The sequence below is a fragment of the Streptomyces sp. NPDC002793 genome (genome assembly GCF_040295485.1).
GTDB lineage: Bacteria > Actinomycetota > Actinomycetes > Streptomycetales > Streptomycetaceae > Streptomyces.
This window is the reverse complement of sequence record NZ_JBEOVL010000023.1, coordinates 70,255-95,463: the sequence shown is the minus strand read 5'-3', so window position 1 is coordinate 95,463 and position 25,209 is coordinate 70,255. Positions and strand designations below refer to the sequence as shown.

Annotated in this window: 17 protein-coding genes; 12 read left to right on the top strand and 5 right to left on the bottom strand. The window is 70.6% G+C overall.

Annotated elements, in window-relative coordinates:
• The first annotated feature begins 111 nt into the window (after positions 1 to 111).
• Positions 112 to 843 (top strand): VIT1/CCC1 transporter family protein, encoded by a 732-nt coding sequence (locus ABT001_RS22595; RefSeq protein WP_351280329.1) that lies wholly within the window; start codon positions 112 to 114, stop codon positions 841 to 843.
• 94 nt (positions 844 to 937) lie between these two features.
• Here ABT001_RS22595 and ABT001_RS22590 read toward each other — a convergent pair whose 3' ends face one another.
• Positions 938 to 3,040, bottom strand: coding sequence for an FG-GAP repeat domain-containing protein (locus ABT001_RS22590; RefSeq protein WP_351280326.1), 2,103 nt, complete (start codon positions 3,038 to 3,040; stop codon positions 938 to 940).
• Between the two features lie 521 nt (positions 3,041 to 3,561).
• Between ABT001_RS22590 and gltB the strand changes: the two genes are divergently transcribed.
• The gene (gene gltB, locus ABT001_RS22585; RefSeq protein ID WP_351280324.1) at positions 3,562 to 8,145 is read left to right on the top strand and encodes a glutamate synthase large subunit; all 4,584 of its coding nucleotides are present in this window, start codon (positions 3,562 to 3,564) and stop codon (positions 8,143 to 8,145) included.
• A complete protein-coding gene (locus ABT001_RS22580) occupies positions 8,138 to 9,598 on the top strand; it encodes a glutamate synthase subunit beta (protein ID WP_351280321.1) in 1,461 nt (486 codons plus the stop codon). Before gltB ends, ABT001_RS22580 begins: the two co-directional genes overlap by 8 nt.
• A gap of 127 nt (positions 9,599 to 9,725) precedes the next feature.
• On the opposite strand, the gene ABT001_RS22575 is transcribed toward ABT001_RS22580, so the two are convergent.
• Positions 9,726 to 10,640, bottom strand: a complete 915-nt coding sequence (locus ABT001_RS22575; RefSeq protein WP_351280395.1) for a rhomboid family intramembrane serine protease — start codon at positions 10,638 to 10,640, stop codon at positions 9,726 to 9,728.
• 196 nt (positions 10,641 to 10,836) lie between these two features.
• Here ABT001_RS22575 and ABT001_RS22570 point away from each other — a divergent pair, with 196 nt between their 5' ends.
• The 4 genes from ABT001_RS22570 to ABT001_RS22555 all read left to right on the top strand — a co-directional run bounded on the left by ABT001_RS22570 (position 10,837) and on the right by ABT001_RS22555 (position 14,667).
• Positions 10,837 to 11,589: a vWA domain-containing protein gene (locus ABT001_RS22570; RefSeq protein WP_351280319.1), complete on the top strand. Its 753-nt coding sequence runs from the start codon at positions 10,837 to 10,839 to the stop codon at positions 11,587 to 11,589.
• 53 nt (positions 11,590 to 11,642) lie between these two features.
• On the top strand, positions 11,643 to 12,155 hold the full coding sequence (locus ABT001_RS22565) for a pyridoxamine 5'-phosphate oxidase family protein (RefSeq protein ID WP_502967503.1): 513 nt from the start codon (positions 11,643 to 11,645) through the stop codon (positions 12,153 to 12,155).
• 464 nt (positions 12,156 to 12,619) lie between these two features.
• Entirely contained in the window at positions 12,620 to 12,823 is a 204-nt protein-coding gene (locus ABT001_RS22560; protein ID WP_015607926.1) for a cold-shock protein, read from the top strand.
• A gap of 197 nt (positions 12,824 to 13,020) precedes the next feature.
• Positions 13,021 to 14,667, top strand: a complete 1,647-nt coding sequence (locus tag ABT001_RS22555; RefSeq protein ID WP_351280313.1) for a DEAD/DEAH box helicase — start codon at positions 13,021 to 13,023, stop codon at positions 14,665 to 14,667.
• 45 nt (positions 14,668 to 14,712) lie between these two features.
• Here the strand turns inward: ABT001_RS22555 and ABT001_RS22550 are convergent, their stop codons facing one another.
• Together ABT001_RS22550 and ABT001_RS22545 are read right to left on the bottom strand one after the other, a co-directional pair.
• Complete coding sequence (locus ABT001_RS22550; RefSeq protein WP_351280312.1) at positions 14,713 to 15,783, bottom strand: ankyrin repeat domain-containing protein; 1,071 nt, start codon at positions 15,781 to 15,783, stop codon at positions 14,713 to 14,715.
• A 38-nt stretch (positions 15,784 to 15,821) separates the two neighbouring features.
• Positions 15,822 to 16,727, bottom strand: coding sequence for a hypothetical protein (locus tag ABT001_RS22545; protein WP_351280310.1), 906 nt, complete (start codon positions 16,725 to 16,727; stop codon positions 15,822 to 15,824).
• A 262-nt stretch (positions 16,728 to 16,989) separates the two neighbouring features.
• Between ABT001_RS22545 and ABT001_RS22540 the strand changes: the two genes are divergently transcribed.
• Positions 16,990 to 17,766: a S1 family peptidase gene (locus tag ABT001_RS22540; RefSeq protein ID WP_351280307.1), complete on the top strand. Its 777-nt coding sequence runs from the start codon at positions 16,990 to 16,992 to the stop codon at positions 17,764 to 17,766.
• A 176-nt stretch (positions 17,767 to 17,942) separates the two neighbouring features.
• Complete coding sequence (locus tag ABT001_RS22535; RefSeq protein ID WP_351280305.1) at positions 17,943 to 18,278, top strand: chorismate mutase; 336 nt, start codon at positions 17,943 to 17,945, stop codon at positions 18,276 to 18,278.
• Positions 18,279 to 18,295: 17 nt separating this feature from the next.
• Here the strand turns inward: ABT001_RS22535 and ABT001_RS22530 are convergent, their stop codons facing one another.
• Positions 18,296 to 19,183, bottom strand: a complete 888-nt coding sequence (locus tag ABT001_RS22530; RefSeq protein WP_351280302.1) for an MHYT domain-containing protein — start codon at positions 19,181 to 19,183, stop codon at positions 18,296 to 18,298.
• 283 nt (positions 19,184 to 19,466) lie between these two features.
• On the opposite strand from ABT001_RS22530, the gene pepN reads away from it, so the two are divergent.
• From pepN to ABT001_RS22515, 3 genes are all read left to right on the top strand, one after another.
• Positions 19,467 to 22,019, top strand: coding sequence for an aminopeptidase N (pepN, locus tag ABT001_RS22525; protein WP_351280300.1), 2,553 nt, complete (start codon positions 19,467 to 19,469; stop codon positions 22,017 to 22,019).
• A 237-nt stretch (positions 22,020 to 22,256) separates the two neighbouring features.
• The gene (locus ABT001_RS22520; protein ID WP_351280298.1) at positions 22,257 to 23,657 is read left to right on the top strand and encodes a pyridoxal phosphate-dependent decarboxylase family protein; all 1,401 of its coding nucleotides are present in this window, start codon (positions 22,257 to 22,259) and stop codon (positions 23,655 to 23,657) included.
• Positions 23,654 to 25,108, top strand: coding sequence for a lysine N(6)-hydroxylase/L-ornithine N(5)-oxygenase family protein (locus ABT001_RS22515; RefSeq protein WP_351280295.1), 1,455 nt, complete (start codon positions 23,654 to 23,656; stop codon positions 25,106 to 25,108). Before ABT001_RS22520 ends, ABT001_RS22515 begins: the two co-directional genes overlap by 4 nt.
• Positions 25,109 to 25,209 lie beyond the last annotated feature (101 nt).

Genomic DNA, 25,209 nt, shown 5'->3' with positions numbered 1-25,209 from the left:
GTAGGTAAGTTCGGCCTTCCTTGCTGGCGGGAGGCCTTTTTCGTGCGTACTTTCGACTGCGTGGAGCGGGGCAGTCACCTATGAGGCCCGCTCCCGGACAAGGGGAGAGCTGTGTCCATCATCGAGACCGACGCCGTACTGCACGAGGCGCACCGGGACAACCACACCCACCGTGACGTCAACGGAGGCTGGCTGCGGCCCGCGGTGTTCGGCGCCATGGACGGCCTCGTCTCCAACCTCGCGCTGATGACGGGCGTCGCCGGAGGCGCGGTGTCCCAGCAGACCATCGTCATCACGGGCCTGGCCGGGCTCGCCGCCGGTGCGTTCTCGATGGCCGCGGGGGAGTACACCTCCGTCGCCTCGCAGCGCGAGCTCGTCGAGGCCGAGCTCGCCGTCGAACGCCGCGAGCTGCGCAAGCACCCCAAGGACGAGATGCGGGAACTCGCCGCCCTCTACGAGTCCCGAGGGGTCGAACCCGCGCTCGCCCGGGAGGTCGCGCGGCAGCTGTCCAGGGATCCGGAGCAGGCCCTCGAGATACACGCCCGTGAGGAACTGGGCATCGACCCGGGCGACCTGCCCTCGCCGCTCGTCGCCGCCGTGTCCTCCTTCGGCGCCTTCGCGCTGGGCGCCCTGCTGCCCGTACTGCCCTTCCTGCTCGGCGCCGCCTCCATGTGGCCCGCCGTGCTGCTCGCCCTGGCCGGCCTGTTCGGCTGCGGAGCGGTGGTGGCCAGGGTGACGGCACGCACCTGGTGGTTCAGCGGACTGCGCCAGCTCGCCCTCGGCGGGGCCGCCGCGGCGATCACGTACGGCCTGGGCGCGCTGTTCGACGTGGCGGTCGGCTGACGGGCTCATGGGCGGGCGCGACTGCGGGGGAGCGCGAGGCGGCACCGCAAGGGAGAAGGCAGGCCCCGTGCCGGGGCCTGCCTTCGTGCGGCCGCTACCGGATGCCGGCGAAGCTCTTCCAGCCGGTGCCGATCTTGACGCCTGAGCCGATGCCGCCGGTGCCGTTGCCCGCGTAGCGGTACAGGTCACCGGTGGTGGTGCGGCCGAGGATGTCGTCCTTGCCGTCGCCGGTGAGGTCACCGATGCCGACGAAGTCGGCCATGCCTCCCCACCCGGAACCGATCTTCGTGCCGGAGGAGATGGTGCTCCTGCCCGTGCCGTTGTAGCGGTACAGGTCGCCGTTGGCGGTGCGGGCGACGAGGTCCGCGTGCTTGTCGCCGTTGAGGTCGCCGGCGCCGACGATGGTCAGGCCGTTCCAGCTGGTACCGATCCGGCCGGCGGGGGCGAGGGTGCCTCCGCCGGTGCCCGCGAACAGGTGCAGGTCGCCGGTGGCGGAATCGCGGGCCACCAGGTCGGGCAGGCCGTCCGAGGTGAAGTCGCCGGAGTAGGTCAGACCGTCGAAGCCCGACCAGCTGCCGCTCATCCGCACCGACGGGGACCCCGGCGTGACGACGGTGCCCCGCGGCGGGGTGTACCGGTGGAGAGCGCCCGTACCTTCGGTGACCAGGGTGTCGTTCGCTCCGTCGCCGTTGAGGTCGCCGAAGGGGATGAGCGTGGACGTCGTGGGCCAGGTCCCGCCGTCGGCGGTCACCGACACCCTCCCGGCCGAGTTGCCCTGGTACACGAGCAGCGAGCCGTTCGTCCCGCGCGCGTACAGGTCCGGGAAGCCGTCGTCACCGACGTGGTCCCGGTGTGCGGGCGGGACGGCCGGCTTCGCGGCTCCCGTCGCCGTCGTCCAGACCTGCTCGATCGAGTGGTAGTCCTCCGTCAGTCCGAGCTGCTTGTTCCACACGGCCACGGCACGGCCGTCCTCTCCTGTGGCGACGGAGCCCTGCGCGTGGAGGTTGACCTGACCCACGTGCGTGGCCGGGCCCCAGACGCCGTCCGAGCGCATCACGGCCCACAGTTCGCCGTCGAGCGTCGTCCACATGGCGGTGAGTGAGCCGTCGATGCCCATGGCCGGACCCCAGAGCTTGAACACCTCCGCCCCGGTGACGGTGCGGGGCTGTGACCACGTGCCGTCCAGCGCGCGGGTGGCCGTCCGCAGCAGGGTGCTGTCAGCGGACCACAGCCCGGTCACCCGGCCGTCGGATTCGAGCTGCGGCGGTGAGGTGGTACCCCGGTGCGGGTCTGCGGGCAGGTCTTCCGTGCCACCCCACGTCGTGCTGCCGGCCGGGCGGTAGACGAGTGAGCGGTTGAGACCGGCCCCCCACCAGCTGACCAGGGACGCGCCGCCGTCGGCCGCCTGCACGTCCAGGTCGAGCAGTGAGTCACCGGTCTTCAGCGCCTCGGGGGTGCTCCAGTCGGCCGAGCCCGCCGCCCGGCTCGCCACCCGCAGCAGCTCCGACCCGTAGAGGTCTGCCTGCCAGGCGACGGTCACCGCACCGTCGGCCGTCGACGCCGCCTTCAGCTCGTAGGAGGTCCCGCTGCTGATCGGGACCGGCTCGGACCACGTGCCTCCGGGCGCGGCCAGGTCGGAGGAGTACAGGCCGTCCTCCTGCTGCTCCCCTCCCGGAGCCGGGTCACCGTTCCAGACGGCGGTGAGGCGGCCGCCGGGTCCGCTCACCAGTACGAGGTCGAACACGTAGTCGGCGGGTGTGAAGGGTGCGGGGGCCGTCCACGCCGCTGCTCCGGCCGCGAGCCTTGATGTGCTGTACGGGTTGGAGTCGTCCGTCCTGGAGTGCCCCCAGCCGGCGGTCACCGAGCCGTCCGCCCCGGTGACCAGGTGCACGTCGCGTACGAAGTGCTGGTCGGAAGCGATGCGGACCGGGGTGCCCCATGAGGTGGAGTCGGCCGATCGGGTCGCCCCCCAGAGTTCCTGCGGACCGTCCGCGGTGCCGCGCGTCCACACGGTCACGGCGGTGCCGTCCGGCGTGACCTCCACACCCGGGCTGGTGTTCGCGCTGTTCGTGCTGGTCAGAGCTTCGGGCGGCCCCCACGCCCGGTCGGAGGCCGAAGCCGCCGGAGCCGTCAGGACGAGCGCTGCCGTCACACTCGCGCCGATCGTTCCGCACATCAGCACAGGTATGAGCCCCATGCCGATGATCTTGTTTCTTCGCATCTGTATCCCCCCAGTGGTATGAACGAACGACCTTGAAGTTAGCAAGGGACACCCCGCCTCACCAGCGGTTTCAAGGTGCTTGCGCCCTGTGTGGACGCGGGGAGGCGGCCGTCTCGGCGCCGGGGGCCGGTCCGGTGTGACGTACGTCGTGGCACACGCCTATGGGCGGATGGGGTGACGCGGCCTTAAAATGAGACGGTATACAGCGCTACACATAAGTAGCCATTACTCGGCGGTTTCGATTACATGACCGCCGGGCAAGAGCCGTAGACACGCGTGGGCAACGATGCCTGCTCTCTGCGGTTCCCCCGGACGGAGATCCACACGGATCCCTCCGATCGTGATCCACCTCGCACCACGGCTCCGTGGTGTCCGCATGTTGGAACAGTCTTTCCGCTTCTTGAGAAGCGTTCCATCATGTAACCTGCACGAAATTTCGCAGAGGGCCAGAGTCGTCCCTCGGCACAGCACATGCCACGACGACGACGGGAGAGCCGATGCGTTCCGACGCCTGGTCGCCCATGGACGGTCGCCCTGTCCAGCAGGGGATGTACGACCCCCGTAACGAACACGACGCCTGTGGTGTCGGGTTCGTGGCCACTCTGACCGGTGTGGCCAGCCATGAGCTGGTCGAGCAGGCGCTGACCGTACTGCGCAACCTCGAACACCGCGGCGCCACAGGATCCGAGCCCGACTCGGGTGACGGCGCCGGCATTCTCCTCCAGGTCCCCGACGCCTTCCTCCGCGAGGAGGCCGCGTTCGAGCTCCCCGAGGCCGGTTCCTACGCCGTGGGCACCGCCTTCCTGCCCGCGGACGACGCAACCGACTCCGTCAAGCAGATCGAGAAGATCGCCGCCGAAGAGGGCCTCGACGTCCTCGGCTGGCGTCAGGTCCCGGTCACGCCGGACATCCTCGGCAAGGGCGCCCGCGCCACGATGCCCGAATTCCGCCAGCTGATCGTCGCCGACGGCGAGAGCACCGGCATCGTCCTGGACCGCAAGGCCTTCGTCCTGCGCAAGCGCGCCGAGCGTGAGGCCGGGGTGTACTTCCCCTCGCTCTCCGCACGCACGATCGTCTACAAGGGCATGCTGACCACCGGGCAGCTGGAGCCGTTCTTCCCGGACCTCTCCGACCGCCGCTTCGCCACCACGATCGCGCTGGTCCACTCCCGCTTTTCCACCAACACCTTCCCCAGCTGGCCGCTCGCCCACCCGTACCGCTTCGTCGCGCACAACGGCGAGATCAACACGGTCAAGGGCAACCGCAACTGGATGAAGGCCCGCGAGTCCCAGCTCGCCTCCAGCTTGTTCGGCTCCGCCGACCATGGGCGCAGCGGGGAGGCGCAGCTCGACCGGATCTTCCCCGTCTGCACCCCCGACGCCTCCGACTCGGCCTCCTTCGACGAGGTCCTGGAGCTGCTCCACCTCGGCGGCCGCTCGCTGCCGCACTCGGTGCTGATGATGGTCCCCGAGGCGTGGGAGAACCACGCGTCCATGGACCCGGCCCGTCGCGCCTTCTACCAGTACCACTCCACGATGATGGAGCCCTGGGACGGACCCGCCTGCGTCACCTTCACCGACGGCACCCAGGTCGGCGCGGTCCTCGACCGCAACGGCCTGCGCCCCGGCCGCTACTGGGTCACCGACGACGGCCTCGTCGTCCTCTCCTCCGAGGTCGGCGTCCTGGACATCGACCCCGCCAAGGTCGTCCGCAAGGGCCGCCTCCAGCCCGGCAAGATGTTCCTCGTCGACACCGCCGAGCACCGCATCGTCGAGGACGACGAGATCAAGGCGTCCCTGGCCGCCGAGAACCCGTACCAGGAGTGGCTGGAAACCGGCGAGATCGAGCTCGAGGACCTCCCCGAGCGCGAGCACATCGTCCACACCCACGCCTCGGTCACCCGCCGCCAGCAGACCTTCGGCTACACCGAGGAAGAGCTCCGCGTCCTCCTCGCCCCGATGGCCCGAACCGCCGGTGAACCCCTCGGCTCCATGGGCACCGACTCGCCGATCGCCGCGCTCTCCGAGCGCCCCCGGCTGCTCTTCGACTACTTCACCCAGCTCTTCGCCCAGGTCACCAACCCGCCGCTGGACGCCATCCGCGAGGAGCTCGTCACCTCGCTGCGCTCCACGCTCGGCCCCCAGGGCAACATCCTGGAACCGACCGCCGCCGCCTGCCGCGCGGTCACACTGCCCTTCCCGGTGATCGACAACGACGAGCTGGCCAAGCTCATACACATCAACGCCGACGGCGACATGCCGGGCATGAAGGCCGCGACCCTCTCCGGTCTCTACCGCGTCAGCGGCGGCGGCGAGGCCCTCGCCGCCCGGATCGAACAGATCACCACCGAGGTCGACACCGCCATAGAGGACGGCGCCCGCCTCATCGTCCTGTCCGACCGGCACTCCGACGCCGAGCACGCACCGATCCCCTCGCTGCTGCTCACCTCCGCCGTCCACCACCACCTCATCCGCACCAAGCAGCGCACCCAGGTGGGCCTGCTGGTCGAGGCCGGCGACGTACGCGAGGTCCACCACGTCGCGCTGCTCATCGGATACGGCGCCGCCGCCGTCAACCCGTACCTCGCGATGGAGTCCGTCGAGGACCTCGTCCGCGCCGGTACGTTCATCGAGGGCATCGAGCCCGAACTGGCCATCCGCAACCTGATCTACGCCCTCGGCAAGGGCGTCCTGAAGGTCATGTCCAAGATGGGCATCTCGACCGTCGCCTCATACCGCGGCGCCCAGGTCTTCGAGGCCGTCGGCCTCGACGACGCCTTCGTCGCCCGGTACTTCAACGGCACCGCCACCAAGATCGGCGGCGCCGGACTCGACGTCGTCGCCAAGGAGGTCGCCGCCCGGCACACCAAGGCGTACCCGGCCTCCGGCATCGCCGCGTCGCACCGTGCGCTGGAGATCGGCGGCGAGTACCAGTGGCGCCGTGAGGGCGAGCCGCACCTGTTCGACCCGGAGACAGTCTTCCGCCTCCAGCACGCCACCCGTAACCGCCGGTACGACATCTTCAAGCAGTACACCGGCCGGGTCAACGAGCAGTCCGAGCGGCTCATGACGCTCCGCGGGCTCTTCGGCTTCAGGAGCGGCCGTGAGCCGATCTCCATCGACGAGGTCGAGTCGGCGGCGGACATCGTCAAGCGCTTCTCCACCGGCGCCATGTCGTACGGCTCCATCTCCCAGGAGGCGCACGAGACGCTCGCCGTCGCCATGAACCAGCTGGGCGGCAAGTCCAACACCGGCGAGGGCGGCGAGGACTCCGAGCGCCTCTACGACCCGGCACGCCGCTCGTCCATCAAGCAGGTCGCCTCCGGCCGCTTCGGCGTCACCAGCGAGTACCTGGTCAACGCGGACGACATCCAGATCAAGATGGCGCAGGGCGCCAAGCCCGGCGAGGGCGGTCAGCTGCCCGGCCACAAGGTCTACCCGTGGGTCGCCAAGACCCGGCACTCCACCCCGGGCGTCGGCCTGATCTCGCCCCCGCCGCACCACGACATCTACTCCATCGAGGACCTGGCTCAGCTGATCCACGACCTCAAGAACGCCAACCCGGCGGCCCGCGTCCACGTGAAGCTGGTCTCCGAGGTCGGCGTCGGAACGGTCGCCGCGGGCGTCTCCAAGGCCCACGCGGACGTCGTCCTCATCTCCGGTCACGACGGCGGCACGGGCGCCTCGCCGCTCACCTCCCTCAAGCACGCGGGCGGCCCCTGGGAGCTCGGCCTCGCCGAGACCCAGCAGACCCTGCTGCTCAACGGCCTGCGCGACCGCATCGTCGTCCAGACCGACGGCCAGCTCAAGACCGGCCGTGACGTCGTCATCGCCGCACTGCTGGGTGCCGAGGAGTTCGGTTTCGCGACGGCGCCGCTCGTCGTCTCCGGCTGCGTCATGATGCGCGTCTGTCACCTCGACACCTGCCCGGTCGGCATCGCCACCCAGAACCCCGTCCTGCGCGACCGGTTCTCCGGCAAGGCCGAGTACATCGTCAACTTCTTCGAGTTCATCGCCGAAGAGGTCCGCGAGATCCTCGCCGAGCTCGGCTTCCGCACGATCGAGGAGGCCGTCGGCCACGCCGAACTCCTCGACACCGAGCGGGCCGTCACCCACTGGAAGGCCCAGGGCCTCGACCTCGAGCCCCTCTTCTACGTGCCCGAGCTCCCCGAGGGCGCCGTGCGCCACCAGATCGCCGAGCAGGACCACGGACTGGCCAAGGCCCTCGACAACGAGCTGATCAAGCTCGCCGCCGACGCCCTCGGCGCCGACAGCGCCGAGACCGCCCAGCCCGTCCGCGCGCAGATCGCGATCCGTAACATCAACCGCACGGTCGGCACCATGCTCGGCCACGAGGTGACCAAGAAGTTCGGCGGTGCGGGCCTGCCCGACGACACCATCGACATCACCTTCACCGGGTCCGCCGGCCAGTCCTTCGGCGCCTTCGTCCCGCGCGGTGTGACGCTGCGCCTGGAGGGCGACGCCAACGACTACGTCGGCAAGGGCCTCTCCGGTGGACGCGTCATCGTCCGCCCGGACCGTGGCGCCGACCACCTCGCCGAGTACTCCACCATCGCCGGCAACACCATCGGCTACGGCGCCACCGGCGGCGAACTGTTCCTCCGCGGCCGGACCGGCGAACGCTTCTGCGTCCGTAACTCAGGTGCCACGGTCGTCTCGGAAGGCGTGGGCGACCACGGCTGCGAGTACATGACCGGCGGCCACGCGGTCGTCCTCGGCGAGACCGGACGCAACTTCGCGGCGGGCATGTCCGGCGGCATCGCGTACGTCGTCGACCTGGACCTCGACAACGTCAACACCGGCAACGTCGGCGCCGTCGAGACCCTCGACGACACCGACAAGCAGTGGCTGCACGACGTCGTGCGCCGCCACCAGGAGGAGACCGGCTCCACGGTCGCCGAGAAGCTGCTGGCCGACTGGGACTCCGCGGTCGCCCGCTTCAGCAAGATCATCCCGTCCACCTACAAGGCAGTGCTCGCCGCCAAGGACGCCGCTGAGCTCGCCGGTCTCTCCGAGCAGGAGACCACCGAGAAGATGATGGAGGCGGCGACCAATGGCTGACCCCAAGGGCTTCCTGACCACCGGACGCGAGGTCGCCGAGACCCGCCCCGTCGGCGAGCGCGTCAAGGACTGGAACGAGGTCTACGTTCCGGGATCGCTGCTCCCGATCATCAGCAAGCAGGCCGGCCGCTGCATGGACTGCGGCATCCCGTTCTGCCACAACGGCTGTCCGCTCGGAAACCTCATCCCCGAGTGGAACGACTACGCCTACCGCGAGGACTGGTCGGCGGCGTCCGAGCGCCTGCACGCCACCAACAACTTCCCGGAGTTCACGGGCCGCCTGTGCCCCGCTCCGTGCGAGTCGGCGTGCGTCCTCGGCATCAACCAGCCCGCCGTCACCATCAAGAACGTCGAAGTCAGCATCATCGACAAGGCGTGGGACAGCGGCGACGTCACCCCGCAGCCGCCCGAGCGACTCTCCGGCAAGACCGTCGCCGTCATCGGCTCCGGTCCGGCGGGTCTCGCCGCCGCCCAGCAGCTCACCCGGGCCGGCCACACCGTCGCCGTCTTCGAGCGCGCGGACCGCATCGGGGGCCTCCTCCGCTACGGCATCCCCGAGTTCAAGATGGAGAAGTCGCACATCAACCGCCGCATCGAGCAGATGCGCGCGGAGGGCACCAAGTTCCGCACGGAGGTGGAGATCGGCAAGGACATCGACGCCGCGAAGCTCCGCCGCCGCTACGACGCGGTCGTCATCGCCGCCGGTGCCACCGTCTCCCGCGACCTGCCCGTACCGGGCCGTGAGCTGAACGGCGTGCACTTCGCGATGGAGTACCTCCCGCTCGCCAACAAGGTGCAGGAGGGCGACCTGACGGTCTCCCCGATCACCGCCGAGGGCAAGCACGTCGTCGTCATCGGCGGCGGCGACACCGGCGCCGACTGCGTCGGCACCGCCCACCGGCAGGGCGCGGCCTCCGTCACCCAGCTGGAGATCATGCCGCAGCCGGGCGAGGAGCGGAACGCCAACCAGCCCTGGCCGACCTTCCCGATGCTCTACAAGGTCACCTCCGCGCACGAGGAGGGCGGTGAGCGGATCTACTCCGTCTCCACCACCCACTTCGAGGGCGACGAGGACGGCAACGTCCAGTCCCTCCACCTCATCGAGGTGGAGTTCAAGGACGGCAAGCTGGAGCAGAAGGCCGGCACCGAGCGGGTCATCCCGGCCCAGCTCGTCACCCTGGCCATGGGCTTCACCGGCACCGACCAGGCCAACGGCCTCGTCCAGCAGTTCGGCCTGGAGCTCGACGCCCGCGGCAACATCGCACGCGACGAGGACTACGCGACCGACGTCGACGGCGTCTACGTGGCCGGCGACGCCGGCCGCGGCCAGTCCCTCATCGTCTGGGCCATCGCCGAGGGGCGCTCCGCCGCGCGCGGCGTGGACCGCTTCCTGACCGGGACCAGCGCCCTGCACGCCCCGATCCGCCCGACGGACCGTTCCCTGACGGTCTGATCGCGGCAACACAGACGTCCCGTACAACGGCGTACGGAACTGAACGCGGCGCCCGCCTCGTCCCCGACCGGACCAGGGCGGGTGCCGCGGTATGTCCGGGCGGGGCCCCGAGGCGCCGTACGCGCCCTCAGGACGCCCCGGTCAGTGAGGCCGTCCGCAGCACCACGACGACGGCCAGCAGCACCACCAGGACCCCGCCACCCGCCAGCTGCGTCGCGGACGTCCGCAGCTTCGCCGGCGCGTAGGCGAGCCCGTACGTCACCAGACCCCCCGTCAGCAGGCCGCCCAGGTGGCCCTCCCACGAGGTGAACGCGGCGGAGATCACCATCCAGAGCAGGAAGCCCGCCATGAACTGGTTGACCGCCCGCATGTCCCGGCCCAGCCGCCGGCTGATGACGTAGAAGGACGCCGCCAGTCCGAAGACCGCGCCCGAGGCGCCCACCGCGGTCGTCTCCGGCGACACCAGGTACACCAGCACCGAACCGCCCACCGCGGACAGCAGGTACAGCGCGAGATACCGCGCCCGGCCCAGCTGTCCCTCCACGACCCGGCCCAGATTCCACAGCGCGAGCATGTTGAAGACCAGGTGCATCACACCGAACGACGCGTCCGGCGGCAGATGCAGGAAGGCACCGGTCAGCAGCCGGTACCACTCGCCGTCGGCCACCCCCGTCAGCTCGAACCCGGGGAAGGTCTCCCCGTTGTAGAGGTACCGCCCGCCCGAGGGGTCGACCAGCACCGCTCCGAGCATCCCGAACCGGTCCACCGTTTCGGACCGGACCACCTCGACGACGTACGCGGCGATGTTCAGCACCATCAGCACGTACGTCACGACGGGCGTCGCGGCGCCCGTCACCGCGCCGCCGAACAGCGTCCGGGCCTGACGGACCGAGCGCTGCCCCTCCTTCACGCACTCCACGCAGTGGTGCCCGACCGACGCCTCACGCATGCAGTCGGGACAGATGTAGCGATCGCAACGCGTGCAGCGCACATACGTCTCGAACGAGGGGTGGCGGTAACACGTGGTGGCGGCGGCCTCCATGGCCGGCTCCTTCATTCGTGAACGGTGTTTCGTGGACGCGGTGCTTCGTGGACGTGAGGAGCGCCGCCGGGGCGGCGGCGCTCAAGATAGCGAACGCCGGTGAAGGGCGGCGCACCTGGGTGCGTACGGGTGCCATACGCTCGGTACCAGCCGTAGCCGCCAGGGCAGCAGCCCGTGCCCGATCGGAGAACCCCTCATGACAGGCTCGCCCGGCGCCGCGGGTCCGGCCATCAGCCTGCACAAGGTGCGGGAACAGGCACCGGCCCTCGCCGGCCACTACGAGAGCGCCCGCGTGTCCCTGGAGAAGAACGGGATGAGCGGCGTACGGGCCGCCGTCTACCTGGTGCTCGACTACTCCGGCTCGATGCGGGAGTACTACAAGGACGGCAGCGTCCAGGCCCTCGCCGACCAGGTGCTCGGGCTCTCGGCCCACCTGGACGACGACGGACGGGTACCCGTGGTCTTCTTCTCCACGGACGTCGACGCCGTCACCGACATATCCCTCGACAACCACCGAGGCCGCGTCGACACCATCGTCGCCGGCCTCGGACACATGGGGAAGACCAGCTACCACCTGGCCATGGACGCCGTCATCGACCACTACCTCGACAGCGGCTCGACCGCGCCCGCTCTCGTCGTCTTCCAGACCGACGGCGGCCCGATCAGCAGGCACGCGGCGGAGCGGTATCTCTGCAAGGCGGCGAAACTGCCGCTGTTCTGGCAGTTCATCGGCTTCGGCAACAAGCGGAGCTCGCAGTTCGACTTCCTTCGCAAGCTCGACGAACTCGCGGTCCCCGACCGGCGCCCCGTCGACAACGCGGGCTTCTTCCACGCCGGGCCCGACCCCCGCACCCTCCCGGACGCCGAACTGTACGACCGGCTCGTCGCCGAGTTCCCGCACTGGCTGGCGGCGGCCCGCGCCCAGGGGTTCGTGGGACCGAACCGGTGAAGTCCGAGGAAGTACGACAGAAGATGTCCTGATTTCCGGGTTCGATGGAACCCATGACACCGAACGTGACACCCAGCTCCTGGCAGGCCTTCCGCACGGCGGAGCCCGCCTTCGCCGTCACCGTGCAGAAGCGGTTCCAGCAGTACAGGCATCACGTCCTCGCGACCCTGCGCGTGGACGGCTCCCCCCGGGTCACCGGCCTGGAGGTGAACTTCCGGATGGACACGCTCTGGCTCGGGATGATGCCGAACTCGCGCAAGGCACTCGACCTGCGGCGCGACCCGCGCTTCGCACTCCAGGCCAACCCGGGGCCTGACGCGGAGATGGCCGACGGCGACGTCCGCGTCTCCGGGCGGGCGGTGGAGGTCACCGACGACGCCGTGCGGGCCCGCTTCGCCGAGGAGGTGACCCCGCCGGAGCCCTACCTCCTCTTCCGTGCGGACCCCACGGAGGTGGTCCGCACCGGGATCGACGGTGAGGACATCGTCCTCCAGCTCTGGCGCCCCGGACACCCGCTGCGGACGCTGCGCAGGAAGGGCGACGAAAGCCCGGTCCGCGAGTCGTGACGCCCGTTCGGCGTAACCCCGGCCGCGCGATCGGCCGCCCACACCGCGCGGCCCGTGGCGGCGCCGCTACGGCAATCAGGTGAACCGGCCGGTCGTGCGCGCTGTCCCCGGCCGGATGACGGAACGCCGTTCTCCGCGAGCCGACGAAGAGCCCTGAGCCCATGGGGGAACAGGGCGGGAAGCATCCCGGAACGAGGCCGGAACCCACCGTGAACGATCCCCGGCGGCGCGCTGGTCAGGGGATTTTCCGACGCGCCGGGGCCGACGGACCTGCCGCCCGCCGACAGAACGTGCTACGGTTGCCGAGTTGCAGTTTTGGTACCCATGAACATTATGTGCGCCTGACGGGAACCCTCCTCAGGCGCTTTATTGTTTTCCGGCTTTCTCCGGATGGGGCTCAATGCGGCGACTTGGAATTCGTAAAGTGCGGATTTCCGGCACTGCACCTCTTTTAGGAGAATGACATGGCTACTGGAACCGTGAAGTGGTTCAACTCGGAAAAGGGCTTCGGCTTCATCGAGCAGGACGGCGGCGGCGCCGACGTCTTCGCCCACTACTCGAACATCGCCACCCAGGGCTTCCGTGAGCTCCAGGAGGGCCAGAAGGTCTCCTTCGACGTCACGCAGGGCCAGAAGGGCCCGCAGGCGGAGAACATCGTCCCGGCCTAATTGCCGGACGCGTACCTCGCGACCGGGGCCCGCACCGTGAAGGTGCGGGCCCCGGTTTGTGCTGTTTCCGACTCCTCCTTTCCCGGTTCGGCCCACCGAACGGGACATCTGCAATGTGCTTGCATCCTGGGGCGCACATCACGCAGTCCACAGCAGTCGGCAGTAACCCCAGGAATCCCCCAGGAGGGCAATTCCGTATGACCCGCTCCGAACGCCAGGACCGACCGACCCGTAGCCGCCCGATAAAGGGGCGCGGTACGGACCGGGCACAGACGAACACTCGAGGATCCGGCAAGGCACCGGCCCGCCGCAGGTCCGCGCCCGCCCAGGGCGGCGAGTTCGCCCTGCCGGAGACCCTGACCCCCGCGCTGCCCGCCGTCGACGCGTTCGCCGACCTGGACATGCCCGCCGCGCTGCTGAAGACCCTCGCCGCACAGGGTGTGACCGACCCCTTCCCCATCCAGGGCGCCACCCTGCCGAACTCGCTGGCCGGCCGGGACATCCTCGGCCGTGGCCGCACCGGCTCCGGCAAGACCCTGGCCTTCGGCCTGGCCCTGCTCGCCCGCACCGCCGGACGCCGCTCCGAGCCGCACGCCCCGCTGGTCCTCGTCCTCGTCCCGACCCGCGAGCTCGCCCAGCAGGTCACCGACGCCCTGACCCCGTACGCCACCGCCGTGAACCTGCGCGTCGCCACCGTCGTCGGCGGCATGTCGATCAGCAGGCAGTCCGGAGCGCTGCGCCGAGGCGCCGAGGTGCTCGTCGCCACGCCGGGCCGGCTCAAGGACCTCATCGAGCGCGGTGACTGCCGACTCGACCAGGTGTCGATCACCGTCCTCGACGAAGCCGACCAGATGGCCGACATGGGCTTCATGCCGCAGGTCGTCGCCCTGCTCAAGCAGGTCGAACCCGACGGACAGCGGATGCTCTTCTCCGCGACCCTCGACAAGAACATCGACCGGCTGGTCAAGATGTTCCTCACCGACCCGGTCGTGCACTCGGTCGACCCGTCGGCCGGCGCCGTCACCACCATGGAGCACCACGTGCTGCACGTGGCGGACGAGACGGACAAGAAGGCCGTCGCCACCCGGATCGCCGCCCGCGAGGGCCGGGTGATCATGTTCGTGGACACCAAGCGTGCCGCGGACCGCTTCGCCAAGCGGCTCCTCGCCAGCGGGGTACGGGCCGCGGCCCTGCACGGCGGCCGGTCGCAGCCGCAGCGCAACCGGACGCTGGACCAGTTCAAGACCGGCGAGGTCACCGCGCTCGTGGCGACGAACGTCGCCGCCCGGGGCATTCACATCGACGACCTGGACCTGGTCGTGAACGTGGACCCGCCGACCGACCACAAGGACTACCTCCACCGTGGCGGGCGCACCGCGCGCGCCGGTGAGTCCGGCAGCGTCGTCACGCTCGTGCTGCCCGAGGAGAAGCGCGAGATGACCCGGCTGATGCAGGACGCGGGCATCGCGCCGCGCACCACCCGGATCAAGTCCAGTGACGAGGAGCTCAGCCGGATCACGGGGGCCCGTGAGCCGTCGGGCGTGGCGATCGTCATCGAGGTGCCGCAGCCGACGCAGCCCAAGCCGCGTACGCGCGGCGGAAGTCAGGGCTCCGGCCCGGCGGCCGGCGGATCCTTCCGCGCGGGCAGCCGGGGCCGCGGCCGACGCGGGGGAACAGGTGCGGGCACCGGCGCCGCGGCGGGCGGCGCGGCCCGCGGCGGAGCCGGCGGTGGTGCGGCCCGTGGTGCCGGCGGCGCGGGCGGATCCGCCCGTGGCGCCGGCGCCGGCCGGGCCGGCGGTACCGGGCGTGGCAGTGCCCCCGGCCGTGGCCGCCGGGCAGCGTAACCAGAAGGAGCGGTGACCGGCCCCTGCCGGTCACCGCTCCTCCCGTCACTCCCCGGGCACGCCCACGTAACGGTCGAGTGCCCGTGCCGCCGCCTCGGCCGTCGCCGGGTCCGAGGACCCGGCCGACTCCCGCAGCAGCGGAACCGCCCGGTCGGCGAACGGCCGGCCGCCGGTGCCGAACCCGAGCCGCGCCAGCACCTCCACACCGAACGCCCGCCGCAGCGGATCGGCGTCCGCCGTCCAGGCCGCAGCGGCCTGGAACGTCTCCTCGTCGCCACGCAGCCACAGCGTCCCGACCGCCACCAGCCAGTTGTCCAGCCCGGGGCCCCCGCCCCGCAGCGCCCGGACGGCCAGCTCCTCGAACGGGGCCCGCAGGCCCAGCTCGTTCTCCAGGAGCGTCGCGATCGCCCCGTGTCCCGTCTGCAGGTCCTGGGACGCGAACGGCTCCCCGTCCCGCAGCAGTTCGACCGTGACGGTCACCCCGCCGTCCACCGGTGTTCGGCGCACCGCACGCTCGTGGCCCTCGTCCCCGTACAGCCGCCGCAGTCCGTCCCGCAACTCCTGCTCCACGTCCACCGTGAGCATGCGCCTGGCCTCGTCCAGCGCGGGGGACAGGCCGCGGGCGCCGTGCCGGAGCAACGCCCGTACGGTGTGCACCGATCCCCGCCCGGCCGCGACCACCAGCGGGACCTCGCCCTGCGGGCCGGGCAGGCTCGGGTCCGCCCCGTGGGCGAGAAGGGCCTCCGCGACCCGTGCGTGTCCGAGCCCCGCCGCCCAGCGCAGCGCGGTGAAGCCGAACTCCTCGCTCAGGTCGGGTTCGGCCCCGGCGGACAGGAGCGCCCCCACGACCTCCGCATGGCCGCCGCACGCCGCCCCGCACAACGGCAGATCGCCGGCCTCCGGGCCGCTCGCCCGGTTCGGGTCCGCTCCGGCGGCCAGCAGTATCCGCACCGCGCCGGGCAGGTCCTGCACGGACGCCAGATACAGCGCGGTCGTCCCCTCCTCGTCGCGGGACTCGGCGGACGCGCCCGCCCGGAGCGCCCGCACGACGGCGTCATCGTCGTCGTACAGCGCCTCGAAGAGGCTGCTCGCGCCCCGAACCGGACCATTCGTCATACACCGACCCTACGACCTGCGGGGTACGGGCCGGTTCCTCAGGTGTCGCACTCCAGGACGGTGCGGCACAGCCCGCACCGCGCCCGTGTCCTTCCCCGGACCGGGACCCGTACGCGCTGGTGGCAGACGGGGCAGGCGAAGGAGACCCGGAGCCCGTCCGCGCCGGCCTCGAAGGCGTACGGCAGGGACGGATCGGGAGCGGCGCCCGGGTGGTCCCCGGCGTTCCGCCGGTCCGTGGCGTAACGGCGCCTGCCCGCCCACCCCGCGGCTGTCAGCGGTGGCCGCCGCAGGTCGCGCAGCGCCTCGGCCCGGCCCTTGGTGTACGCCGTGTACGCCTGGGGGCTGGTGAACCACACGGACGGGTCCTCGCCGAAGACCAGTGCGCGCTTGGCGAGTACGTACCCGAATTCCTCGGGCGTGAGATAGCCGAGCTTCTGACTGGAGACCGCGTCCTGACGGAACGCGTCCAACAGGAGCCAGCCCGTACCGAGATAGGCCGTCACGGTGTCCGTGAGGATCTCGTTGTCGCGGGTGCCGGGGAGTTCCAGTCCCAGCCGGTGCAGCAGGACATGGGTGATCTCGTGCGCCAGCGCGGCTCCGATGTCCCTGCGGTGTGTACGGAAACGGTCGTTGAGCTCGATGAAGTACTCGGGCCCGGCGGTGAGTTCGACGCTCGCGGCGTGTTCCATCCGCCGGAAGCCGACGACGATGCGGGCCTGCGGCAGCCTCAGGTGTTCCACCAGGGCCCCGGCCACCCGCTGCGCGCCGGGATGGAGGTCGTCCACGTCGGAGAAGGCGGCGTCGGCAGGGGCGAGGCTCGCGGCATAGGCGCGTACACCGTCGGGGGAGAGGCGCCGGTAGAGCGCGGTGATCGAGGACCGGACCGCGTCGAGGTGCGGGAACCCGTGGACGACCGGACCGCCGCCGTTGCTGCCGTCGCTCACGTCCGGACCCCCATGGCTGGCGTTTCAACGGAACCTTCACCTTACGACCTCGCCCACGACGGGCCCGCGGTCGGGCCGCCCGGTACATGATCTTGGCCGGAAACCCTGCCTTGTGGCAGCGGTGAACGCTTCCCGATAATCGGATCGCCCTTGTCGGGGACATGTCGAAAGCTGTCGGCCTGTGCCCCTGACCAGGACACGCACCCCCGCACGCCTGCGTCAGCACCCGTCCCGACCCCCCACCCGAAAGCAGGCACCGTCAGTGAAGCAGCTTCTGCGCACCCTCAAGAGATGTTCCGTCATAGCCGCGGTGGCCCTCGCCACCCTCAGCCTCCAGCCGTCGAGCGCCACCGCGGCCCCCGCGCCCGTCGTCGGCGGAACCCGCGCCGCCCAGGGGGAGTTCCCCTTCATGGTCCGGCTCTCCATGGGCTGCGGCGGCGCCCTCTACAGCCCCACCGTCGTGCTCACCGCCGCCCACTGCGTCAGCGGATCCGGCAACAACACCTCCATCACCGCCACCGCCGGAGTCGTCGACCTCCAGTCGTCCTCCGCCGTCAAGGTCCGCTCCACCAAGGTCCTCCAGGCACCCGGCTACAACGGGGTCGGCAAGGACTGGGCGCTGATCAAACTCGCCCAGCCCATCAACCAGCCCACCCTGAAGATCGCCACCACCACCGCCTACGACACCGGCACCTTCACCGTCGCCGGCTGGGGCGCCGCCACCGAAGGGGGCGGCCAGCAGCGCTACCTCCTCAAGGCCACCGTCCCGTTCGTCTCCGACGCCACCTGCCAGCAGGCCTACGGCAGCGACCTCGTGGCCGCCCAGGAGATCTGCGCCGGATACGTCAGCGCCGGCGGCGTGGACACCTGCCAGGGCGACTCCGGCGGGCCCATGTTCCGCAAGGACAACGCCGGAGCCTGGATCCAGGTCGGCATCGTCAGCTGGGGCGAAGGCTGCGCCCGACCCGGCTACCCCGGCGTCTACACCCAGGTGTCGACGTTCGCCTCCGCCATCGCGTCGGCGGCCGCGACCCTCTGACCGGGAGCACCCCAGCACCTCCCCGGGGGCACCCGTCCTGACGGGTGCCCCCGGGCCCGGTCCACCCTCGAACTCCCGACGCCCTCCGGCACCGGCCCGGACCTCGTCACCGTCCGCATGACCGGAGGCCCGCCGGTGAACCCGTCCCCCCGCGGCTCCCGCTAGGCTCGTCGACCATGACCACGAGCGACATCGACGAGTCCGTACGAGCGGAACTGAACCGGCTGCGCGAGAGCATCGACAACATCGACGCCGCAGTCGTCCACATGCTCGCCGAACGTTTCAAGGCGACCCAGCAGGTGGGCCATCTCAAGGCCGCACACCACCTGCCCCCGGCCGACCCCGCGCGCGAGTCCCGTCAGATCGCCCGCCTGCGGCAGCTCGCGGAGAGCGCCAGGCTGGATCCCGGGTTCGCGGAGAAACTGCTGAACTTCATCGTGGCCGAGGTCATCCGGCACCACGAGCGCATCGCGGAGGAGTCGGCAGGGGAGACCGGGGCTCCCAGGGCCTGACGAGGGGCCCCGGCGCGTCACCAGGGAGACGGGTCCCGGGACGACTGTGGAGGGTACGACGACCCGGAAGCGCCGGGCCCGCCGCGGCACGGATCCGCCGGGGTCTCCTGCCGTGCCGAGGGCCGGCCCGCCGGCCGCTGCCCTCCGGCGGCAGGCGTGGACCACTCACCCTCGCCCAGGACGAGGAGCGGGTCGAACATCACCACGACGGCGGCGAGCAGGAGGAACGTCATCGGCCCGATCAGCAGCGGCAGCATGATCGAGGTCGCGGCGTCACCCGCGATCGCCGTGGAGCTGTCGGCGTGCAGATGCACGGCGATGCCGCTCATGCCCGTGTAGTGCATGCCGGTGACCGCGACGCCCATGACCAGGCTGGCCCCGAGGCTCGCCAGGAAGCCATGGACCGACACGGCGGCCCAGAGCGCGGCCGTCGCGGCGACGACGGCGATCACGACGGAGAGGACGACGGCCACGGTGTCGTACTCGATCCGGCCGTTCAACCGCATCCCCGCCATGCCGATGTAGTGCATCGCCGCGACACCGAGTCCGGTGACCAGGCCCGCCGACACCAGCGTCAGTCGGGTCGCCCCCCGGTACCCCACGACGAAGACACCCACACCGACCACCACGACCGCCACCACGAGACTCAGGACCGTCTGCCGGAGGTCGTACGTGACCGGGGCCTCCGCCACGTCGAAGCCGATCATGGCGACGAAGTGCATCGTCCAGATGCCCGAGCCGATGGAAGCGGCGCCGAGCGCGAGCCAGCCGGGCTTCCAGGAACTGGAGGTGCGGAGAGTGCGGATGGTGCAGCGCAACCCCAGCGCACCGCCCAGACAGGCCATCAGGTACGCGACCACCGGGGTCACCGCACCGTAGCTGAAACCATCGATCGTGCCTTGCATGGGCAGGCAGCTCCCTGATGTGTGGATCGAGTGGAGGGGGGGTGTGAGATGTGACTTTAGGGTCGCTTTACTTCTTGGCCAAATTTCGCCCCTGAAAATTGCTGAAAAGTGTACAAAGGTGGCCATCGGAGGGGTTGTCGAGGGAAGATTCCACCCCGTGGCCTCCCCACCGAGACGAAGCGGACGAGGAGCAGCGGAACGGGACACCACACCCCCACCCCGGCCGTCAGCCCTGCGAGAACGTTCCTCCACAGTTCCGGACCCGTACGGCAGCATGGGCGCCATGTCCGTACTGACGCGCAACGAAGCGCAGACCCGCGCCCGACTCCTCGACGTACACCGGTACACGGTCGGCCTCGACCTCACCACGGGCGAGGACACCTTCGACTCCAGGACCGCCATCCGGTTCACCGCCCACACGGCCGGAGACACATTCGTCGAGATCAAGCCGGAAACCCTGCGCTCACTCCGCCTCGACGGACAACCACTGGACCCCGAACGCCTCGACGGCAACCGCTACCCGCTGGACCGCCTCACCGCCGGCCCCCACGAACTCACCGTCCACGCCACCATGCGCTACTCACGCACCGGCGAAGGCATGCACCGCTTCACCGACCCGGCCGACGGCGAAACCTACGTCTACACCCAGCTCTTCCTGGACGACGTCCAGCGCGTCTTCGCCGCCTTCGACCAACCCGACCTCAAATCGGTGTTCGACGTCACCGTCACCGCACCCGAAGGCTGGACCGTCCTCGGCAACGGCACCACCACCCGGGCCGACGACGGCCGATGGACCATCGCCCCCACCCCACCCATCTCCACCTACCTCGTCGCCGTCGCCGCAGGCCCCTGGCACTCGGTCACCACCCACCACGCCGGCCTCCCCTTCGGCATCCACTGCCGCCGCTCCCTCGCACCCCACCTCGACGCCGACGCCGACGAGATCCTCGGCATCACCCGCGCCTGCTACGACCGCTACCACGAGAAATTCGACGAGCCCTACCCCTTCGACTCCTACGACCAGGCATTCGTCCCCGAATTCAACGCCGGCGCCATGGAGAACCCCGGACTCGTCACCTTCCGCGACGAATACATCTACCGCTCCGCCGTCACCGACACCGAACGCCAGACCCGCGCCGTGGTCATCGCCCACGAGATGGCCCACATGTGGTTCGGCGACCTCGTCACCCTCACCTGGTGGGACGACATCTGGCTCAACGAGTCCTTCGCCGAATACATGGGCTACCAGACCCTCACCGAAGCCACCCGCTTCACCGACACCTGGACCGACTTCGGCGTCTCCCGCAAGAGCTGGGGCTACGACGCAGACCAACGCCCCACCACCCACCCCGTGGCCCCCGACCCCCACGTCGTCCCCGACACCGCCTCCGCCCTCCTCAACTTCGACGGCATCTCCTACGCCAAGGGCGCCTCAGCCCTCCGCCAACTCGTCGCCTGGCTCGGCGAGAAGGACTTCCTCGCAGGCATCAACACCCACTTCGCCCGGCACAAATTCGCCAACGCCACCCTCGCCGACTTCATCGACAACCTCGCCACCACCACCGACCGCGACGTCCACACCTGGGCCGCCACCTGGCTCCGCACCACCGGCATCGACACCCTCACCGCCCACGTCGAGAACACCGGCAACAGCTGGAACCTCACCGTCGACCACACCGGCAACCGCCCCCACCGCATCACCGTCGGCACCTACGACCACAGCCTCGACACCCAGACCGGCACCGACCAGCTCACCCTGCGCCGCCGCTTCGACCTCGACATCCCCCAGGACGACGCCCTCACCACTCAGCCCGGCGGCCGCCCCGACCTCGTCGTCCTCAACGACAACGACCTCACCTACGCCAAGATCCGCCTCGACCCCGACTCCTGGAACACCGCCCTCACCCACCTCTCCGGCATCCCCGACCCCCTCACCCGCGCCCTGCTCTGGAACACCACCCGCGACATGGTCCGCGACGGCGAACTCCACCCCACCGTCCACCTCACCGCCGCCCGCACCCACCTCCCCCACGAAACCGACCTCGCCCTCGTCCAAGGCGTCCTCGGCTTCGCCGCCACCCACATCGCCGACCGATACCTCCCACCCGAGGACCGGCCCACCGCCCTCGCCACCCTCACCTCCCTCTGCCGCGACCTCCTCCGCCGCACCGAAGGACTCACCGCCAAGGACTGGGAACAAGGCACCGGCACCACCACACCCGCAAACCCCGACCCCGGACTCCGCCTCACCGCCGTACGCCACTTCATCGACGCCGCCACCCAGCCCGACGCCATCCAGGACTGGCTCCGCGAAGGCACCGTCCCCGGCGGACCCGAACTCGACCCCGAACTCCGCTGGCGCATCCTCACCCGCCTCGCCGTCCTCGGCGCCACCGACGAAACCACCATCGCCCAGGAACTCGACAAGGACCCCAGCGCCACCGGACAGGAAGGCGCCGCCCGCTGCCGCGCCGCCCTCCCCACCCCCGAAGCCAAAGCAGCGGCCTGGCACGCCATGTTCAGCGACGACACCCTGTCCAACTACCTCTTCACCGCCACCGCCCAGGGCTTCTGGCAACCCGAACAGAGCGAACTCCTCCACCCCTACACCGCCCGCTACTACCCCGACGCCATCGCCCTCGCCGCACGCCGCGGCCCCGCCATCGCCGAAGCCGCCGGACGCCACGCCTTCCCCACCCACGCCATCGACCCCGACAGCCTCCACCTCGGCGAACAGGCCCTCGACGACCCCGCGCTCACCCCGGCCCTCCGCCGCAAACTCACCGACCAGCTCGACGACCTCCGCCGCGCCCTCGCCGTACGCGCCGCCCACTGACCGACACCCCACCACCCACACCACCGTGCCCGGCCCCCTCACCTCACCTCACCGAGAAGGGCCGGGCACAGCCGTACGAACAGCGAACGCCCATACCAGTCGCACGGCCTCCAACACCCCCACACCGAACCGCAGTACCCCTTTCGGGTCCAGATCGTTGGGCTACTCGGCCGCCCCCTCCGCGATCCGGACAGGCTGGCACCACCGCCCCCGCACCCCCGAAGGACCACACCACCCATGCCCACCCCGCCCCTCGCCGGAGGCACCACCGGCCCCGCCCACCTGCGCCCCCTCATCGACACCGTCCTCACCGCACTCCACGACGGCGCCACCCGACGCAACGGCCCCCTCCCCGCAGGCGGTCCCCACACCGTCACCGAAAACCTCCACCACGCCACCGGCCCCCTCATCCCCGACCACGGCACCGGCGCCCACCACGCACTCCGCACCCTCGTCACCGCACTCACCGAAGGCGCCGCCGACCCCGCCCACCCCCACTGCGCCGCCCACCTCCACACCCCACCCCTCGCCCTCGCCGCAGCAGCCGACCTCGCCGCATCGGCCCTCAACCCCTCCATGGACTCCTGGGACCAGGCCCCCGCGGCCTCCGCCCTCGAAACCGCCCTCACCACCGCACTCGCCGCCGAGATCTACCCCCACACCCCCCACCCCGACGCCCTCGTCACCACCGGCGGCACCGAAGCCAACCAACTCGCCCTCCTCCTCGCCCGCGAACGCCACGGCCCCGTACAGACCATCTGCGCCGCCAACGCCCACCACAGCATCGCCCGCGCGGCCTGGCTCCTCGGCCTCCCCCGCCCCGTCGTCATCCCCGCCCCCACCGGCGTCATGAACCCCACCGCACTCCACGACGCCCTCACCCACACCCCAGGCCCCCTCCTCGTCACCGCCACCGCAGGCACCACCGACACCGGCCAGATCGACCCCCTCACCGACATCGCCGACCTCACCACCACCCACGGCGCCGACCTCCACATCGACGCCGCCTACGGCGGCCCCCTCCTCTTCAGCCCCACCCACCGCCACACCCTCCGCAGCCTCCACCGCGCCCACAGCGTCACCCTCGACCTCCATAAACTCGGCTGGCAACCCGCCTCCGCCGGCATCCTCGCCGTCCCCCACCACCACGACCTCGACCCCCTCCACCACCACGCCCCCTACCTCAACGCCGACGACGACACCGACGCCGGCCTGCCCGACCTCCTCGGCCGCTCCCTCCGCACCACTCGCCGACCCGACGCCCTCAAAATCGCCGTCACCCTCCAAGCACTCGGCCGCGACGGACTCGCCGACCTCATCGACCGCACCATCGCCACCGCCCACCACCTCGCCGACCTCATCGAAGAAGACCCCACCCTCGAGCTCTACGACCGCCCCACCATCAGCACCGTCCTCTTCCGCCCCACCCACACCGACGACACCACCGTCGCGACCATCCGCCGCACCCTCCTCCACCAAGGACACGCCGTACTCGGCCGCGCCCGAACCGGCAACCGCCTCTGGCTCAAAGCCACCCTCCTCAACCCCCACACCACCCCCGACGACCTCCGACGCCTCCTCACCCTCGTCACCCGCACCCACACCTGCACCACGACGGAAGGAAGCACCCCCCGATGACCGACCGGACCACCCCCGAAGACAACCGGACCCACGACCTCGTCGGCATCGGACTCGGCCCCTTCAACCTCTCCCTCGCCGCCCTCACCGACGGCATCCCCACCACCCCCGGCACCCGCCCCCTCACCACCGCCTTCTACGAACAACGCCCCGCGTTCCACTGGCACCCCGGCCTCCTCATCGAAGGTGCCACCCTCCAAGTCCCCTTCCTCGCCGACCTCACCACCCTCGCCGACCCCACCAGCCCCTGGACCTTCCTCAACTACCTCCGCACCCGCGACCGCCTCTACCCCTTCTACTTCGCCGAGCAGTTCCACATCCACCGCGCCGAATACGACGCCTACTGCCGCTGGGTCAGCGAACAACTCCCCACCATCCACTTCAACCACCACGTCGACGCCATCCGCTGGAACCCCGACCACTCCCACTTCGAAGTCGACCACACCCGACTCGACCCCGACGGCGAACCCGAAGCCCTCGGCCGCACCCACACCCGCCACATCGCCCTCGGCGTCGGCACCGCACCCTTCATCCCCGAACCCCTCCGCCCCCTCGCCGCAACCCCCGGCATCCCCGTCATCCACTCCGCCGACTACCTCCACCACCGCGAAGAACTCCTCCGGGCCGACCACATCACCGTCATCGGCTCCGGCCAGTCAGGCGCCGAAATCTTCCTCGACCTCCTCCGCGCCCGCCCCCACGGCACAGAAAGAATCCACTGGCTCGCCCGCACCCAGGCCTTCGCACCCATGGAGTACTCAAAACTCGGCCTCGAACACTTCACCCCCGACTACACCCACTACTTCCACGCACTCCCCGAACACGTACGCGACACCCTCGTCCCCCAACAATGGCAACTCCACAAAGGCATCGACACCGACACCATCACCGCCATCCACGACGAGCTCTACCGCCGCACCCTCCACGGAGGCTGGCCCGACGCCACCCTCACCCCAGGCGTCAGCGTCCGCACCGCGAACCGCCCCACCGACAGCGGAACCCGCATCGAACTCCACCTCGAACACACCCAACAAGCCACCCGCAGCCGCCTCACCACCGACGCCGTCGTCCTCGCCACCGGCTACCGCGAACGCCCCCTCGACACCCTCCTCACCGGCATCGCCCCCCACATCCGCCGCGACACCCAAGGACGCCCCCGCATCCACACCGACTTCCGCCTCGACCTCGACCCCGCCCTCACCGGCAACATCTACGTACAGAACGCCGAACGCCACACCCACGGAGTCGGCGCACCCGACCTCGGACTCGCCGCCTGGCGCAGCGCCACCATCCTCAACAACCTCACCGGCACCACCCCCTACCCCCTCCCACGACGCACCGCCTTCACCACCTTCGGCCTCACCCCCGACACCGAACCCGCCACCGCTGCCGTACCCGGGCAGAGCGGCCCGACCACCCCCACCACCCAACCCACACACCGGAATCACTGAACCCCGCGCGCCGTTACCCACATGCGTGCACGCTGTCCCCCAGGACCGTGCACACAAACCGGCCGGTCCACCGGACAGGCCGACCGGACGACACAGGACGA

Bases quoted from the DNA above. Each gene is read 5' to 3' on its own strand.
- ABT001_RS22565 (WP_502967503.1), top strand. From the start codon at position 11,643: ATGACACCGAACGTGACACCCAGCTCCTGGCAGGCCTTCCGCACGGCG.
- ABT001_RS22535 (WP_351280305.1), top strand. From the start codon at position 17,943: ATGACCACGAGCGACATCGACGAGTCCGTACGAGCGGAACTGAACCGG.
- ABT001_RS22575 (WP_351280395.1), bottom strand. From the start codon at position 10,640: ATGGAGGCCGCCGCCACCACGTGTTACCGCCACCCCTCGTTCGAGACG.
- ABT001_RS22555 (WP_351280313.1), top strand. From the start codon at position 13,021: ATGACCCGCTCCGAACGCCAGGACCGACCGACCCGTAGCCGCCCGATA.
- gltB (WP_351280324.1), top strand. From the start codon at position 3,562: ATGCGTTCCGACGCCTGGTCGCCCATGGACGGTCGCCCTGTCCAGCAG.
- ABT001_RS22590 (WP_351280326.1), bottom strand. From the start codon at position 3,040: ATGGGGCTCATACCTGTGCTGATGTGCGGAACGATCGGCGCGAGTGTG.
- ABT001_RS22570 (WP_351280319.1), top strand. From the start codon at position 10,837: ATGACAGGCTCGCCCGGCGCCGCGGGTCCGGCCATCAGCCTGCACAAG.
- pepN (WP_351280300.1), top strand. From the start codon at position 19,467: ATGTCCGTACTGACGCGCAACGAAGCGCAGACCCGCGCCCGACTCCTC.
- ABT001_RS22530 (WP_351280302.1), bottom strand. From the start codon at position 19,183: ATGCAAGGCACGATCGATGGTTTCAGCTACGGTGCGGTGACCCCGGTG.
- ABT001_RS22580 (WP_351280321.1), top strand. From the start codon at position 8,138: ATGGCTGACCCCAAGGGCTTCCTGACCACCGGACGCGAGGTCGCCGAG.
- ABT001_RS22560 (WP_015607926.1), top strand. From the start codon at position 12,620: ATGGCTACTGGAACCGTGAAGTGGTTCAACTCGGAAAAGGGCTTCGGC.
- ABT001_RS22550 (WP_351280312.1), bottom strand. From the start codon at position 15,783: ATGACGAATGGTCCGGTTCGGGGCGCGAGCAGCCTCTTCGAGGCGCTG.
- ABT001_RS22520 (WP_351280298.1), top strand. From the start codon at position 22,257: ATGCCCACCCCGCCCCTCGCCGGAGGCACCACCGGCCCCGCCCACCTG.
- ABT001_RS22515 (WP_351280295.1), top strand. From the start codon at position 23,654: ATGACCGACCGGACCACCCCCGAAGACAACCGGACCCACGACCTCGTC.